The organism is Qipengyuania sp., from assembly GCF_965277845.1.
In the GTDB taxonomy this organism is placed as follows: domain Bacteria; phylum Pseudomonadota; class Alphaproteobacteria; order Sphingomonadales; family Sphingomonadaceae; genus Qipengyuania.
In genome coordinates, this window is sequence record NZ_OZ255844.1 from 2068406 (window position 1) to 2083730 (window position 15325).

15 protein-coding genes and 2 tRNA genes are annotated in these 15325 nt (G+C 63.1%); 7 read left to right on the top strand and 10 right to left on the bottom strand.

Features of this window, described 5'->3' with window-relative positions:
• The first annotated feature begins 55 nt into the window (after positions 1 to 55).
• Together ACQY4G_RS10150 and ACQY4G_RS10155 are read left to right on the top strand one after the other, a co-directional pair.
• Positions 56 to 1267: a GGDEF domain-containing protein gene (locus ACQY4G_RS10150; RefSeq protein ID WP_291169926.1), complete on the top strand. Its 1212-nt coding sequence runs from the start codon at positions 56 to 58 to the stop codon at positions 1265 to 1267.
• 191 nt (positions 1268 to 1458) lie between these two features.
• Positions 1459 to 2655 carry a GGDEF domain-containing protein gene (locus tag ACQY4G_RS10155; protein WP_421990697.1) on the top strand — a complete coding sequence of 399 codons (1197 nt, stop codon included), beginning with the start codon at positions 1459 to 1461 and terminating at the stop codon, positions 2653 to 2655.
• Positions 2656 to 2664: 9 nt separating this feature from the next.
• Here ACQY4G_RS10155 and ACQY4G_RS10160 read toward each other — a convergent pair whose 3' ends face one another.
• From ACQY4G_RS10160 to ACQY4G_RS10180, 5 genes are all read right to left on the bottom strand, one after another.
• A complete protein-coding gene (locus ACQY4G_RS10160; protein WP_421990699.1) occupies positions 2665 to 3996 on the bottom strand; it encodes an MATE family efflux transporter in 1332 nt (443 codons plus the stop codon).
• A gap of 77 nt (positions 3997 to 4073) precedes the next feature.
• Positions 4074 to 4150, bottom strand: a tRNA-Pro gene (locus tag ACQY4G_RS10165).
• A gap of 26 nt (positions 4151 to 4176) precedes the next feature.
• Positions 4177 to 4253, bottom strand: a tRNA-Ile gene (locus ACQY4G_RS10170).
• Positions 4254 to 4309: 56 nt separating this feature from the next.
• Positions 4310 to 5041: a WalW protein gene (locus tag ACQY4G_RS10175; RefSeq protein ID WP_366932975.1), complete on the bottom strand. Its 732-nt coding sequence runs from the start codon at positions 5039 to 5041 to the stop codon at positions 4310 to 4312.
• Positions 5042 to 5323: 282 nt separating this feature from the next.
• Positions 5324 to 7147, bottom strand: coding sequence for a sensor histidine kinase (locus tag ACQY4G_RS10180; RefSeq protein WP_421990701.1), 1824 nt, complete (start codon positions 7145 to 7147; stop codon positions 5324 to 5326).
• Between the two features lie 243 nt (positions 7148 to 7390).
• Here ACQY4G_RS10180 and ACQY4G_RS10185 point away from each other — a divergent pair, with 243 nt between their 5' ends.
• The 3 genes from ACQY4G_RS10185 (at position 7391) to ACQY4G_RS10195 (ending at position 9557) form a co-directional block, all read left to right on the top strand.
• Entirely contained in the window at positions 7391 to 7852 is a 462-nt protein-coding gene (locus ACQY4G_RS10185) for an Lrp/AsnC family transcriptional regulator (RefSeq protein WP_067695022.1), read from the top strand.
• The gene (locus ACQY4G_RS10190) at positions 7849 to 8283 is read left to right on the top strand and encodes a GFA family protein (RefSeq protein ID WP_421990703.1); all 435 of its coding nucleotides are present in this window, start codon (positions 7849 to 7851) and stop codon (positions 8281 to 8283) included. Before ACQY4G_RS10185 ends, ACQY4G_RS10190 begins: the two co-directional genes overlap by 4 nt.
• A gap of 134 nt (positions 8284 to 8417) precedes the next feature.
• A complete protein-coding gene (locus ACQY4G_RS10195; RefSeq protein WP_421990705.1) occupies positions 8418 to 9557 on the top strand; it encodes a serine hydrolase domain-containing protein in 1140 nt (379 codons plus the stop codon).
• A gap of 20 nt (positions 9558 to 9577) precedes the next feature.
• Here ACQY4G_RS10195 and accC read toward each other — a convergent pair whose 3' ends face one another.
• The 3 genes from accC to ACQY4G_RS10210 form a co-directional block, all read right to left on the bottom strand.
• Positions 9578 to 10927, bottom strand: a complete 1350-nt coding sequence (gene accC, locus ACQY4G_RS10200; protein WP_067695039.1) for an acetyl-CoA carboxylase biotin carboxylase subunit — start codon at positions 10925 to 10927, stop codon at positions 9578 to 9580.
• Positions 10928 to 10935: 8 nt separating this feature from the next.
• A complete protein-coding gene (gene accB, locus ACQY4G_RS10205; protein ID WP_421990707.1) occupies positions 10936 to 11433 on the bottom strand; it encodes an acetyl-CoA carboxylase biotin carboxyl carrier protein in 498 nt (165 codons plus the stop codon).
• A 72-nt stretch (positions 11434 to 11505) separates the two neighbouring features.
• Positions 11506 to 11940: a type II 3-dehydroquinate dehydratase gene (locus ACQY4G_RS10210; protein ID WP_421990709.1), complete on the bottom strand. Its 435-nt coding sequence runs from the start codon at positions 11938 to 11940 to the stop codon at positions 11506 to 11508.
• 199 nt (positions 11941 to 12139) lie between these two features.
• On the opposite strand from ACQY4G_RS10210, the gene ACQY4G_RS10215 reads away from it, so the two are divergent.
• The gene (locus ACQY4G_RS10215) at positions 12140 to 12949 is read left to right on the top strand and encodes a class I SAM-dependent methyltransferase (RefSeq protein WP_421990711.1); all 810 of its coding nucleotides are present in this window, start codon (positions 12140 to 12142) and stop codon (positions 12947 to 12949) included.
• On the top strand, positions 12942 to 13772 hold the full coding sequence (locus ACQY4G_RS10220) for a methyltransferase domain-containing protein (RefSeq protein ID WP_421990713.1): 831 nt from the start codon (positions 12942 to 12944) through the stop codon (positions 13770 to 13772). The genes ACQY4G_RS10215 and ACQY4G_RS10220 overlap by 8 nt, the downstream gene beginning before the upstream one ends.
• 40 nt (positions 13773 to 13812) lie before the next feature.
• Here the strand turns inward: ACQY4G_RS10220 and ACQY4G_RS10225 are convergent, their stop codons facing one another.
• Positions 13813 to 14226 carry a holin family protein gene (locus tag ACQY4G_RS10225; RefSeq protein WP_421990715.1) on the bottom strand — a complete coding sequence of 138 codons (414 nt, stop codon included), beginning with the start codon at positions 14224 to 14226 and terminating at the stop codon, positions 13813 to 13815.
• A 149-nt stretch (positions 14227 to 14375) separates the two neighbouring features.
• A complete protein-coding gene (locus ACQY4G_RS10230) occupies positions 14376 to 15227 on the bottom strand; it encodes a hypothetical protein (RefSeq protein ID WP_421990717.1) in 852 nt (283 codons plus the stop codon).
• Between the last annotated feature and the right edge of the window lie 98 nt (positions 15228 to 15325).

A 15325-nucleotide genomic window follows, 5' to 3' on the forward strand; every position in this document is an offset into this window, starting at 1 on the left:
ACCAAGAGTTAACGGAAACTGCCTATTCCACGGGCAGGAAGGGCAGGGGCGGTCCATGCGCGAACAGATAATGGGTCTGATCACACCGACGATGTCGATCGTGTTTCTCGCGGTCTTCATCGTCATGTGGTGGCGCGGGAAGATGGGGAACTACGTCCTCGGCTTTGCGGTAGGCTATCTGTTCTTCGCCCTGGGCTTCGCCGCGACGCACTTGCTCGACACCGGTTCGCCCTATGTCTTCCACGTCACCCAGTTCTTCTATTCGATGGCGGTCGCCTGCGGGGTCTGGGCGCTGACGCAGCGCGCGGGCCAGCCGCACCACCTCGGCGTCCATCTGATCATCTATGCGCTTTCGGCGGCCACTCTCGCGGTTGCGGTGGTCACGTCGCCCGATATCTCCTCGCGCCTCGTCATCGTCAATGTCGGATACGGGGCGATGTATCTGGTTCTGATCATGACACTGCTCGGCGCCCAGCGGCGGGAGGCGATCGACCGGTTGATCATCACCATGCATGCGCTGCTCGCGGCGCAGTTCATGATTCGCCCGGTGCTCACGCTGCTGGTCGAGCAAACCATTCCTGCCGATGTCTATCGGCAGTCGATCTATTATTCGGTACTCAACCTCTCGCTGGCGCTGATCTCGCTGATGACCGCGATGGTTCTGGTCGGCGCCTGTGTTTACGACCAGATCAAGGCCGTGCGCGAACAGGCCGACCTCGACGGGCTGACGGGTCTTCGAACGCGCCGCGCTTTCGAACAGGACGTTGTCGAAATGCTCGAGCGGGCGAAACTGGAATGCGTTCCCGTTTCGCTGGTGGTGGCCGATATCGATCACTTCAAGGCGGTAAACGACGTTTGGGGCCATCAGGTCGGCGATATCGCCATCAAACAGTTCGGCGAAGTCATCAAGGGCACGATACGCGATACCGATATCGCCGGCCGCATCGGTGGCGAGGAGTTCTGCGTCCTGGCCTGGAACTGCAATGCCAAGGCGGGCATCACCCTGGCCGAACGCATCCGTGAGAGCTTTGCCGAACTGCAGATCGCGGGCATGCCCGACGATCATCGCCTGACCGCCAGTTTCGGCGTCGCCGCGCGCGCCGACGGTGAGGGGTATGGCAAGCTCTTTGCGCGTACCGATGCTGCGCTTTATCGTGCGAAGGAGGGAGGCCGCAATCGCGTGATACGCGATGGCGGGGGTAAGAAGAAGGCGGTCGTCACCCCGATCAAGCAGGACGCCGACACGTTGCAGGAAGCGCGCGCTTAGGCGACGCCCGTCTCCCTCATTCGCAGAATCCGGACTCCGCGACCAATGTCCAGCGGCCCGTTTGGCCCTGCGCGGTAACGGTTCTCTGGACGATCCCGATCTGTCTTAGCGTAGATCAACGCCGATCATATAAACCAAATCTCAACGGCTTAAGGCCTACCTTAAAGGTACCGGAGGGATCCCACCGCGGCATGAGCGAATCCATCATCGGCCTTATCATCCCCGTGATCACCCTGCTTTTTGCAGGCATTTTCGTTCTGCTCTGGCTGCGCGAACGGCAAGCCAAGCATACGCTTTTCCTTGCCGGCTGCTACGTGGCCATGGCGATCGGCTTCGCTATCCAGCACTTCACCCCCGCGCCCGACAGCAAGGGCTCCTTTCTGATAATGCACCTGGTCTATTCGACGGCGGTCATTTGCCTTGCAATGGGGGTCGGATTGAGGGCTGGCGTATCGGTGCCCTTAAAGGCCCTTTCCGCGGCCGTACTGATTACAGCCGTTCTGCTCCTCGTCACCAATTTCACCGACAACCAGAATCCCAGGCTTTATCTCACCAATAGCTGTTACGGGCTGATGAGCGCCATCATCGCGCTGATGCTGACAAGGGCAAGCCAGCAACAGCGGGTGGACCGCGCGATCCTGATCCTGATCACCCTCACGGCGGTGCAGTTCTATGTCAGGCCCTATGTGGCGATCGGCGTATCGGGGCCGATGACGACGGAGCAGTATCACGATTCCCCCTTCTATGCCCTGCTGCTGGTGACCGTGGCGCTTCTTGCGACGAGCCTCGCCATGGCCCTTGTCGCGGCTTGCGTTTCGGATCAGCTTCGCCGCCTGGCGACCGAATCCAGCCGCGACCACCTGACCGGCCTCAAGACGCGCAGGGCATTCGAGAACGATGCTATCGAGATGCTCGAGAAAGCCTATGCCGAGAACGAGAGCTTGTCTGTCATCGTCGCGGATATCGACCACTTCAAACGCGTCAATGACGATTGGGGCCACCAGATCGGCGATTGCGTGATCGCCAGTTTCGGATCGCTGCTGAGACGGATGGTGCGAGCCAGCGACAGGGTCGGCCGCATCGGGGGCGAGGAATTCTGCATCCTCGTGTGGCAGTGCGAACTGGAGGGGGCCGGGCGGCTTGCCGAACGCATCCGCGAAACTTTCGCGCAGTCGCCGATCGAAGAGGGCGGAGACGACCTGCTGCTAACGGCCAGTTTCGGCGTGGCCCAATGGGAGCCGGGGGAAGGATACGGCAAGCTCTTCGCGCGCGCCGACAGGGCGCTCTATGCCGCCAAGGACGCTGGGCGAGACCGGGTCTGCTGTTCGCCGCGGCAGGGTGGGGGAGCCTCGATCGTCGATATCGCGACCGGTCGAACCGCCGCCTGAAGCCGCAATTCAGAAATCGCGCCGCGACAGGCGCGGTACGACCAAGGCCTGGATCGCCGCGCGTCCTGCGAGGAAAAGGGTGAATGACAGCCACAGGCCGTGATTGCCGAGCGGCCAGGTCAGCCAGAGCGCAGCGGCGTAGAGCATTGCTGCACCAAGCATCGAAACGGCCAGCCATCGTGTCCAGCTGGCTCCCACGAAGACGCCATCGTAAACGAAGGCGGCGAAGCCGGCGAGCGGGATGATCGCGAGCCAGATCGCATATTCCCGGCCCACGCGCGCGACCTCTTCGGTGGCGGCGAAACTGTCGATCAGCGGACCGGCCAAAAGCGCGAAGAATGCACAAAGCAGCACTGCGAGGCCGAGGCCGCGCCATAACAGCGCTCCGATATAGGCATCGAAACCCGGGCGGTCCCGTGCTCCCATCCGTTCGCCATTGAGCACCTGGGCCGCGTTCTCGAATCCGTCGAGCAGCAGCGCGGTCAGCACGAACAGCTGGTAGATGATTCCGTTCGCCGCCAGCACTATAGGGCCGCGCTCGGCGCCGAGCCTGGTCAGCGCGGCAATCGCCACCATCAGAACGACGGTGCGCAGGAAGAGATCGCGGTTTACGGAAAGAAAGGGCCTGAGTGCCTTGAACGAAATGCCTGCGCCGGCGCCGAGCGCTGCGCGAATGTCGCGTCCCGCCAGGTGCCAGATCAACAGCCCCGTAACCGCCAGTTTGGCGAACTCGGCGATGAAGCTCGACCAGCCGATGCCGGCGATCCCCCAGTCGAGTCTCAGTGCCAGCCACAGGCCCAGCGCGACGTTGAGCAGATTGTAGAATACCTCGATCGCAAGTACCTCGCGCATACGCCGCCGTCCGACCAGAAAACCGATCAGCGCGAAATTGACCATCACTGCGGGGGCGCTCCAGTAGCGGATGTCGGCATAGACGACGGCAGCGGAGCGCACCCTCGCTTCGGCGCCGAGCGCATCGAGCAGCAAGGGCAGCAGCACCGGCTTGGCAAGCAGCAGCAATGCCGCGATCGCGAGACCGACGAAAAGTCCCTTGAGCAGCACCTGGGCCTGTGCCCCAGCGCCGTCGCGAGTACCCGCCTGCGCGACCAGACCGGTAGTGCCGGTCTTGAGGAAATTCATGACCGTGAACAGCGTGGCGAAAAGCTTCGCGCCGATATCGACGGCCCCTTGCGTCGGGGCATCGCCAAGCCGCCCGACGATCCACATATCGCCCACGCCAATCAGTGCCGTGGCGACATTCGTGACCATGGCGGGCAATGCGATCGCCCAGATCAAACGGGTGTCGATAACGGGAGAGGCGTCGGCAGTCGGGTTATTCAAACGGCGCACCTCCCGCGCTTCGCTTGGGGGCATTTCGGCCCAAACCGTCCTCCGGAAGGCTTCGTCTCACGAAATGCTGGTCGGGGAGACTGGATTCGAACCAGCGACCCCTTGTACCCAAAACAAGTGCGCTACCAGGCTGCGCCACTCCCCGACCGATTTTCCGCACCGCGCCAGGCTTGGTGGGCCCGGCAGGACTCGAACCCGCGACCTAGCCGTTATGAGCGGCCAGCTCTAACCAACTGAGCTACGGGCCCCCAGCCACGCCGTGCGGAACAGCGCGCCTAGCCCCGGCGCGCGGGGCTTGCAAGCGCTAGGCGTCCACTGCGGTCATGATTTCTTCGATCGTCGTCGGACGGACACCGCGAATCTCGAGATAGCCGTAGATCGCGCGCAGCCAATCATACAGCCGGTCGAGATCGTCTTCCGTGCGGACATAGGGCGTATGGCCGGCCGCGAGCGAAGGGCTGTGGAAGCTCATCACAAGTACGGGCAACTGGTCGTCGATCGCGATATCGAGCGCGCGCAGCGCCTCTTCCTTGGTGACGCGTTCTGGCGTGAGACCGATTCGCTCGAGCATTCCGAGCTTCGACAGCACGCCGCCGAGCTTGGGCACTTTGCCCGCGAGCGGGAATAGCTGCTGGCCCTGCTGGCGCAGCATGCCCCAATATACGGTAGTCAGCGGCAGTTCGAGCAGCCGATGGTCCGGATCGGTCCAGTAGGGGACGACCGGGTGGCGCGAATAATCCGGGCCACCGGTTTCCGAATAGTCGTAACGGGCGCGCACCGAACTATCGATCGCGATGCCGTTCTCGCTCAGTAGTTTGGCGGTCTGCGGGCCAAGGCCATAGCGGCCCGCGCGGTAGATCCGCGGGGCGATACCGAAACCCTGCTCGATCGTATCGCGTAGCCGGCGAAACTTGGCTGCCTCCAAGTCGTGCGGGAGATTGCCGGCAAAACTGTTGTGGGCGTTTACCTCTTCGTCGTGCGGCGGGTTGACCCAGGGGTGCAATTGCACGCCGACTTCGGCCCGGCCGGCGCGCACCGCATCACCGATGATCTCACGCGCAAGCGGGTCGGTAGCGATAGGCCAGTCGACCAGATATACCGGCGAGACCCCGATGCCTTCACAAAATTCCTGAAACCCGCTGATCGCGCGGACGTGATCGAGCCCGTAGCCATCGGCGCGGAACGGGGCGTTCCAGTCGAATTCCTCTTCCGTGTCGATCGTCAGGAGCGAGCGCTGTCCGAAACCTTCGGCGAAGCGCGCCGTCTGCGAAGGTTTGGGCGGTTCGAGGAGGTTGGCGTAAATGATTTTTTCTGTGTCCTAGCCAGCCGCGCGATCAGGCGCATCGGCAGGGCTAGGCAGCGTCTCGGCGCCGGTCAAGAGCGGCAGGCTGAGAACGAGCTCGTTCTCTTCGCGCGCCAGCTCGCCGCCCGCCGCGCGGGCCTCTGCCCGAGCAAGACGGAGCGAGAAGCCGGCGCCGAAGATGCCCGAGCTCAGCGTGCTTCCGCCCGACCTGACGTCAGAGGAGAAGACGTCTTCCGCTCCGGCGAGCTTCGTCGGGAGTTGTGCGCGCAGCGTGACCTGTTCGCCATCGAGCGCGAGAGTGAGCGAAAGGTTCTCGCCCGCGCCGGTGGCGCCAGCCAATGTCGCCAGCACTCGCCAGCCGAGCATTTCCGCCTCGTTCTGCGCGAGCGCCAGCGGGGCTGGCCGGTCGGTAAGGCGTGCATCGAAGCGCGCGACGCGAGGGCCGAGCACGGTTTGCAACTGGGCGAGCTGTGCTCGCACGACGTTCGCAAAATCGCTTTCGCCGGCTTCGAGGTCGAGCGCCCCGGTCTCCAGCCGCGCGAGCCGGTCGAGTTCGTCGAAGCCGGCCAGGATGCGCGCGGAATCGCCTGCGATGGAAGCTGCCAGCGCGCGGTATTCATGCGGCGTGGGGCCGAAGACCTGCTGCTGGATGACCTCGGCATAACCCTGCATGGCATTGACCGGAGTACGCAGTTCGTGGAGCAGCTGGCGCAAACGGTCGGCGCCGCGCTGGGCGCGATCGTCCACCGTCGCGATCGCGCGCCGAAAGCGTCCGACATAACCGTAGAAGCGCCCCTCGCTGCGAGTGAAGCGCGGAGCGGCATCGACGATCCAATCGCCCTCGATGGCCGTGGCGCCGTAGAGGGTGATGGGCACACCGCGTGCCGGCTGGCGATTGATGAATGCGCTGGCGAAGTCCTCGCCCGCCTGCCCGCCATCGCGGCGTTGCGACAGGTCGATACCCACCACCATCGGCGCGATATCGGGTTCGGCCCAGTCGATGCGGCCTTCCGAATTGGTCCCGAAGCTGAACACATCGATCGGTTTTCGGTGCTGCACCTCGTCCAGCCCCGCCATCGGCAACGTCGGCGCGTCATGGGCTTGCGAAGCAGGACCGCGCGCCTTGCGAAAGCTCTCGATCCGTTCGACCAGCGAGCGGATGTCATCGGGCTTGCCAGCGGTTCCTTCCCTGGACGCGGTCGGTGCTGGTTCTTCGACTGGCGGCACGGCCGGCCCCGCACCATCCACATTCACATTGTTCTGCTGATCTGCCGATGCCGGCGTAGCCGCGGTCTGGCTGTTTTCATTGGCCGGTCGCAGGATCAACGGCTCGGGCTCGCCGACGTCGGTGGGTTCGCTGTCTGCATCCTCCCCGATATCCGACCGGGTCATATCGCTCGGCACCGGCAATGCCCGGTCGGAAACGCCTAGCCGGTCGAGTACGCGAATCGCGCCGGTCGGCAGGTCCGTGCGATGGCGCAGAAAGCCGCGCGCACGAATAGGGAGGCGCGGGATAAGTTCGGCCCATTCCTCGCCGGTAAGTTGCGCACGATAGAGCGCCGCTCCGGCGATGGCCGGATGCGCCTCGCCGAACCAGCGAACCAGTTCGGGATTGCGGAACCGCCAGCCGTTCTCCCCCACGATCGCCGCGCGGTCGGCCACGGGGATGACCTCGGCCAAGGCGATCAGGCGCAGATAGGCGGCCGCTTTCAGCGCCGGATCCCCTGCCTGCGGTCGTTCGCCCAACAGGTCGAGCAACTGGCGAAACTGGGTTTTCGCCGCACGCTCGCCGGCGGCGCGATGGCGCAGCACAGTGGCAAGGCGGTCGTCGAAATGCATTCAGTCTCCGGAATAGGCAGCAAGGTCGCAGAGTTCGCCATGCCTTCGCGGCATTGGCCGAAGGACAAGGGATATAGTTACCCGCCGATTTACCTCTAGTGAGCGTTGGTAACGCGTTGCAAAGCGGGACAATTGCTGGCAGGGATAATAATGTTAGCCAAGACGGCTGCATCGCGTTGTCAACATTTCGTGGAAGTTTCGCGATGCCCTGCCTCTGGCGCCAGGGTAGCAGGGGCACTTTGTATGGCCAATCTCGACGATATCGACCGGCGGTTGCTGGGGGAACTGCAGTCCGAAGGACGAATCACCAATGTCGAACTTGCGCATCGCGTCGGACTGACGGCTCCGCCGTGCCTGCGCCGCGTGCGTGCGCTCGAGGAAGACGGGGTGATCAAGGGCTATCACGCGGATCTCAATCCCTCGAAGCTGGGCTTTTCGATCACCGTGTTCGCCATGGTTAGCCTGAAGAGCCAGGCGGAGGATTCGCTGCGCGAATTCGAGCAGGCGATGCATGATCTTCCCGAGGTGCGCGAAGTGCACATGCTAAACGGCGAAATCGACTTCATCATCAAGATCGTCAGCAAGGATTTGCAAAGCTTCCAGGAATTCCTGACCAGCAAGCTGACGCCCGCACCCAATGTGGATAGCGTGAAGACTTCGCTCACCATTCGTACCAGCAAGCACGAGCCGGGAGTCCCGCTATGAGCGGGGCGGAGCGGATCGAGGGGCACTGCCTGTGCGGTGCGGTCACGATTGCGCTCGATAGCCCGAAGACCGAAATCGAGATCTGCCAGTGCGACATGTGTCGCCGCTGGGCCGGCGCGTTCTATAGCGCGCAGACCGGCGAGAACGCCCGGGTCTCGGGCGAGGACGCGATCACAGCCTATCGATCGAGCGAGTGGGCGGAACGCGCCTTCTGCTCCAAGTGCGGCAGCAATCTCTGGTATCGCTTCCTGCCGACCGGCGGGCGGAGTTTTTCCGCAGGGCTGTTCGACGCGGCAGCGAAGCACACGATCGAGAAAGAGATATTCGTCGATGAGCGTGCCGAGTGGAGCCGCGTCGAAGGCAACCATCCGCGCCAGACCGGCGAAGAGGTGATCGCGGAGGCAAAGGCCGCCGGGTTCACTTTCGACTAGTTTGCGGGCGCGCCGACGGGTTACCGTCCCTGGCCGCAATTCCGTGCGTCATGTGGATAAGCAGGTGGTCTCGCGCGTCCCGATACCTTAGCCGTGCGATCGAAATCAGATTGCAGGGAAGGGAAGCTCGCCGCATGCGCTCACTCAAAATGGCTCTGCTGCCGCTCACACTATGGAGCCTTGGCAGCGGAATGGCCCAGGCCGAAACTGCCGAACCGCAATCGATCGAAGAGAAGCTCGCCGAATTCGACGCTTTCGCGCGCCAATATCGGATAGAGAACACCGTTCTCAGCATGTCCTATGCGATCGTGAAGGATGGCGAGATCATCGCCGCGGAAGGGATCGGCTGGCAGGACCATGACGCGGAAGAGCGAACCACGGCGGATACGAGCTATCTCGTCGCCTCGATCACCAAGACATTTACCGGCGCGACGCTGCTCGCGATGGAGGCGGACGGGGTTATCGATCTCGATGCCCCGTTTACGCAATTGAGCGACTGGGACGGGCGCTGTGACTGGCTCTCTTCGAGCGGTAATATCTTCGGCGGCGGCAAGCCGCTCGACGATGGCTACGTCCCGCCTCGGATCGATTGTTCGGCAGAGTTGACCTTGCGCAATGTCCTGCAGATGCGCGTGCTCGGCGAGCCGGGCACCAATTTCCTCTACAACCCGATCGTCTTCGGGCGGCTGTCGAACTGGGTCGAGGAGCAGACCGGCACGACGTTCGAGGTGTGGGTGCGCAAGTACGTGATCGACAAGGCCGGTTTGCGCGATATCGCCGCAGGCTGGCGCGATCCCCATGGCGGAGATGCGCTGCGCATGCTGGCACCGCCATTTCGCCATGCTCCCGAACAGGAAGACAATCTCGACCCGTCGGCCTTGCCGAATCCCGAGATGAACGGGTCGAGCGGAATTATCGCCAGCGCGCGGTCGCTGGCCGAATACTCGATCGCTCTAGACGAGGGTCGGATTCTAGACCCCGTGGTGCGCGCGCGTATGTGGACCCCGCCGGTCGATGCCGACGGAACCAGCGCCAGCTATGCCTATGGCTGGTGGACGCAGGACTGGGAAGGAACACCGCTGGTCTGGCACGGCGGCTGGTGGCCCGACGCCTATGCGGGAATGCTGCTGAAGGTTCCCGATCAGGGGCTGACGCTGGTTGCGCTCGGCAACACCGATGGGCTGCATTGGGGCAACCGCTTGCAGGTCGCGGAGATCGAAAAATCGCCGCTCGCCGCCAAGTTCCTCGAGCTGTTCGTTTCCCCAGGCGGCTGACGAGAGGCTGTTAGCCTTCGTCAGCTCTCGCGGGTCTTAAGCCACTCTTCCAGCCATTTGATCGAGTACTGGCCGCTCTTCACATCGTCCTGCTGCAACAGTTCCTGATGCAGCGGGATCGAGGTCTTCACGCCTTCGACGACCATTTCCTCGAGCGCGCGCTTCAGGCGCATCATGCAGCCTTCGCGGGTGCGGCCATAGACGATCAGCTTGGCGATCATGCTATCGTAATAGGGCGGGATGCGATAGCCGGCGTAAAGCCCGCTATCGACGCGCACATGCATGCCCCCGGCGGCGTGGTAATAGGTCACTTCGCCTGGGCTTGGCGCGAAGGTCCACGGGTCTTCCGCATTGATGCGGCATTCTATTGCGTGGCCCTTGAACTCGATCTCGTCCTGTTTGACCGAGAGATCTTCGCCCGCTGCGATGCGGATCTGCTCGCGCACCAGGTCGACGCCCGTGATTGCTTCGGTCACGGGGTGCTCGACCTGCAGGCGGGTGTTCATCTCGATGAAGTAGAACTCGCCGTTTTCCCACAGGAATTCGATCGTGCCCGCGCCGCGATAGCCCATGTCGCGCATTGCCTTGGCGCAGACTTCGCCCATGCGCATGCGGTCTTCCTCGCCGAGCACGGGGGAGGGGGCTTCCTCGAGCACCTTTTGGTGGCGGCGCTGGAGCGAACAGTCGCGTTCGCCCAGATGGATGGCATTGCCACGGCCATCGCCGAAGACCTGAAATTCGATATGACGCGGGTCGCCGAGATATTTCTCGATATAGACGGTCGCGTCGCCAAAGGCGGCCTTGGCTTCGCTGCCGGCCTGTTTCATCAGGCTTTCCAGCTGATCTTCGCTTTCGCAGACCTTCATGCCGCGGCCGCCGCCGCCGCTGGCGGCCTTGATGATGACCGGATAGCCGATCTCGGCGGCGATCACGTGCGCTTCCTCGACCGTGTTCACCGCCCCATCCGAGCCGGGAACCAGCGGCAGACCCAGCGCGCCTGCGGTTTTCTTGGCCTCGACCTTGTCGCCCATGGTGCGGATGTGCTCGGGCTTCGGCCCGATCCAGGCGATATCGTGCGCCTCGACGATCTCGGCGAACTTGGCGTTTTCCGACAGGAAGCCGTAGCCCGGGTGGATCGCATCGGCATGGGCCACCTCGGCCGCCGAGATGATGTTGGCGATGTTGAGATAGCTGTCCGTCGCGCTTGGCGGGCCGATGCATACGGCGTGGTCGGCCAAGCGGACATGCATGGCATCGGCATCCGCGGTGGAATGCACCGCCACCGTCTCGATACCCATTTCATGTGCCGCGCGGTGGATGCGCAGCGCGATTTCGCCGCGGTTGGCGATCAAAATGCGGGAGATACTCACGGCCGACCTCAGCCGACGACGACGAGCGGCTGGTCGAATTCGACCGGCTGGGCGTTCTCGACGAGGATCGATTTCACCGTCCCGGACTTGTCGGCGGTGATCGGGTTCATGACCTTCATCGCCTCTACGATCAGCAGCGTCTGGCCTTCCTTGACGCTGTCGCCGACCTTCACGAAATCGTCCGCCCCGGGTTCGGGGGCGAGATAGACGGTGCCGACCATGGGCGACTTGATCGCGCCGGCAGTGTCGGCCTCGGAAGCGCCGCTGTTTTCGGGAGTAGGAGCCGTCGGAGCCGGTGCGGCAGGAGCGGGGGCCGGAGCGGCCATCGGAGCAGGCGCTGCGGCCATGGCGATGCCGCCGCCGCGCGAGACGCGGATCTTGCGCTCGCCATCCTCCACCTCGATTTCGGTAAGTCCAGTGTCGCCCAGCATCTCGGCGAGCTCCCGCACGAGTGCGGTATCGACATTCATGCCGGACTTGCCGGCGGTGCCCTTACGATCGGCCATGGAACCCCTTATGTGTTGTTTGGCCCGCCTATGCTCCGCGCGGAGGCGGAGGGCAAGGGGCGAGAAGGGGATTTACAGGCGCGCGACCTTCTCCAACGCTACGGCATAGCCGCGCGCGCCGAGACCTTTCACCTCGTCCACCGCGCCCATGCCGACATAGGAAATGTGGCGGAATTCCTCGCGCTTGGCAGGATCGGACAGGTGGACTTCGATCACCGGCACCTCGATCGCCCGGATCGCGTCGAGCAGCGCGACGGAGGTGTGGGTATAGGCTCCGGCGTTGAGGAGTACGGCCTTGGCGCCGGTTACGCGCGCCTCGTGCAGCCAGTCGACCAACACGCCCTCGTGATTGGTCTGGCGGAAGTCGATGGCGATGCCGAGCGACTTCGCTTTCTCCTCCAGCATGGCTTCGATATCGGCGAGCGTGTCCGACCCGTAAATCTCCGGCTCACGCGTGCCGAGCAGGTTGAGGTTGGGGCCGTTAAGGACAAATACGGTGGGAGACATCCCGGCCGATTAGCGTGAATTGAGGGGGCGCGGAAGTGAGAGCATCGTTGATGCGCCGATTGCGGGCGTGGACCGGTGCGGCAGCTTCGGCGGTTGGCCAAGCGATCATTGTCCTGATACGGTGCCCGAACACCGAAGCCGATCATGTCGCGGCGCCTGTCTCTGGGCAGGTTGCTGCGCGCTGCAGCGAAGGAGTGCTATGAGTTTTGCACCGCAGAAGAAACAATCCTACGGAGCAGACCCCAATTCGATACGGGAGAGCGATAAGTACACCACCGAATACGTTCGAGGTTTCGTCGAAAAATGGGATGAACTGATCGACTGGGAGGAGCGAGCGAATAGTGAGGGCCGATTTTTCATCGATGTTTTGAAGGCCCGCCAGAAACAGTCCGTGCTCGATGTCGCGACCGGCACGGGATTCCATTCCGTCCAGCTTCTCAAGGCGGGCTTCGATGTGTCGTCGGCGGACGGCTCGGCAGAGATGCTTGCGAAAGCCTTCGAGAACGGTGTCGCGCACGAGGTGGTCCTAAAAACGGTCCATGCCGACTGGCGCTGGCTCAACAAGGACATCCATGGGAAGTATGATGCGATCATCTGCCTGGGCAACAGCTTCACCCATCTGCACGACGAAGACGATCGACGCCGGGCCCTGGCGGAATTCTATGCTGCGCTGAAACACGATGGCATTCTGATCATCGACCAGCGCAATTACGATACGATCCTAGATCACGGATTTTCGAGCAAACACAAATACTATTACTGCGGCAATCAGGTCAGCGCAAAACCGGTCTATGTCGATGATGGCCTGGCGCGGTTCGAATACAGCTTTCCGGACGGATCGAAGCACAATCTGAACATGTTCCCGCTGCGCAAGAGCTATATGCGCGGCCTGCTTCGCGACGCCGGTTTCCAGAAAATCCATTCCTACGGCGACTTTCAGGAGGAAGGCGAGGAGAAGGATCCGGACTTCTTCATCCATGTCGTCGAGAAGGAGTTCTGCAATGAGTGAGCAGACAGTGGACGATGGCATTGCGATCGCGCGCGATTACTATGACAGCCCCGACGCCGATGATTTCTACCGCCAGATTTGGGGCGGCGAGGATATCCATGTCGGACTTTACGAAACGACGTCGGACATCAGAACCGCAAGCCGGAAGACGATCGAGCGGATTGCCCAAAAGCTCGGCCCATTGGACGGCAAGCACATCGTCGACCTCGGGTCCGGCTATGGCGGCGCAGCCAGAGTGCTCGCGTCGGAATACGGCGCCCGGGTGACATGCATAAACCTGTCGACCAAGGAGAATGCGCGCAATCGCGAGTTGACCGAAGCGGCGGGCTTGTCCGACCGAATTTCTATTCTCGACGGTTCCTTCGACGACATGCCGTTCGAAGAGGGGATTTTCGACGTGGCATGGAGTCAGGATGCGATCCTGCATGCCCCCGACCGGGAAAAGGTCCTCGACGAGGTAGCGCGCGTTCTGAAGCCGGGAGGCCTGTTCGCATTCACCGATCCGATGCAGGCCGATGGGCTCGACGATGCCCGGCTTCTCCAGCCGATTTACGACCGTATCCATCTTCCCGATCTCGCGTCGGTTGCCTTCTATCGTGCCAAGCTGCGCGAGCGCGATTTCGAAGAAGTCGAAGTGGAAGAATTGCCGCACGACCTCGGTCGACATTACGCCAGGGTTCGCGAAGTCATGCTCGAACGACAGGACGAGGCCGGGCTTACCGATGCGTTCGTGGACCGGATGAGAATAGGATTGGGACACTGGGTGGAAGGTGCGGCCTCGGGCCATTTGAACTGGGCGATCATGGTGTTTCGCAAGAAATAGACAGGGCTGCCGTCACGGAAAGCGCGAGCCTGTATCTCGCCTACTGATCCACGCCTTTCACCTTGCCCCATTGGCGCGCCGCGGTGTAGCCGAGGTAGCCGGTGCCGAAGAGAGCGTAGAGCGCTTCGGGCAGGGCGGCCAGATAGCCGGTCATGCCTTCGCCTATGGCGCGGGCGGCGCCGGGATCGAAGGCGGCGATCACGCCCATCGGCACGCTGAAAAGGATCAGCGCATACATGACGTAGAGGAAGCTCGGCCGTGCACGGCTGGTCCACGGGTCGCGGCTCTGCGCCTCGGCGACTATGGCCGACAGCCGCGCCTCGATCTGCTTGAGCTCCTGCGTGCCCTCGAGCGCGAGCAGTTCGAGCTTGGCCTTGGCGCGCGCTTCCTTGTCTGGGATCACCTTGTCGATGATCGAGGCGATTGGGCCGATAAGCGATTCGAGTAGAGGCATGGGGCGTCTCCGGTTGGAAGGCGCGAATCAGGTAACCAAAATGGTTCATGTAGGAAATCCGTTTCTCCCCTGCCGCCACGCATGAAAAAGGGCGGCCGGGCCTGCGTTCCCGACCGCCCCGTCGCACCGGTCACCCGGTGCTTTCTCGCTTACTCGGTGGTAGAATCCGCAGGCGGTTGCGAGGTCGAGCCCGTGGCCGAGCCTTCGCCCATAACGAGGGCGTTGCCGCTGGCGGCGAGGTTCGCCGCCGGGACTGCAAACTGCCGACCCTTGGCTTCGACAATCACCTGTTCGACACGGCCGCGCGAGTCGCTGACGAGCTGCCGGACCTTGCCCACAGGCGCGCCTTGCGGCGAGATCACCGGCATGCCCGGGGTAACGGCGAAGGCGCCATCGCCCGAAGCGGCACCGCTTCCGGCGGCAGCGAGCATGCCGTTGGCCAGGCCGGCTGAACCATTCCCCTCGGCCGATCCGCTGCCATTGCCCGAGGCTGAGAGGCGACCGGCTTGTGACACGACATTACCGGCACGCTCTCGCGCAGCGCCGACGGCGGGCGTCGCGAGGTTGCGAACGGTCGAGACGCCGTCACGCGCCCGGCCGACACCCTGTCCCGCGAGGTCGCGTACGGCATCGGTGCCGACCAGCTGCGCATTGGCACTGCCCGAGCCCGAGGCATTTCCGCTACCCGATGCAGAGCCGTTGGCAGAGCCGAGCGGGGTGCCGAGCACCTGGTCGGCGGTCGCCGTGACGCCCGTGTCGAGCGAACGATCGAGCGATACCTCGCCCGAGCGGCGATCGACATTCTGGCTGCCACGCGTGCTGGCTTCGCCGCGCAGCGTACCGCGGGTGGTCGAGCGCAGCGTTCCGGTCGCGCTCTGCGTGATCGGGCCGATACTGCCGGTAACCTGGCCGAAGCCCGAGCCCGAAAGCAGCTGGGCATGGGCGGCAGGTGCTGCGGCGATGGCCGTAATGGCTGCGGCAGAGAGAAGAAGCTTGTTCATGGCGTTTTCCTTTCCTCTTGCAGGCACCTGGACGGAAGTGTTGTGCCTGCTTCGAAAGGAAAACGGATGGGCTGCGCGGCTTAATCCGCAATTCGGTG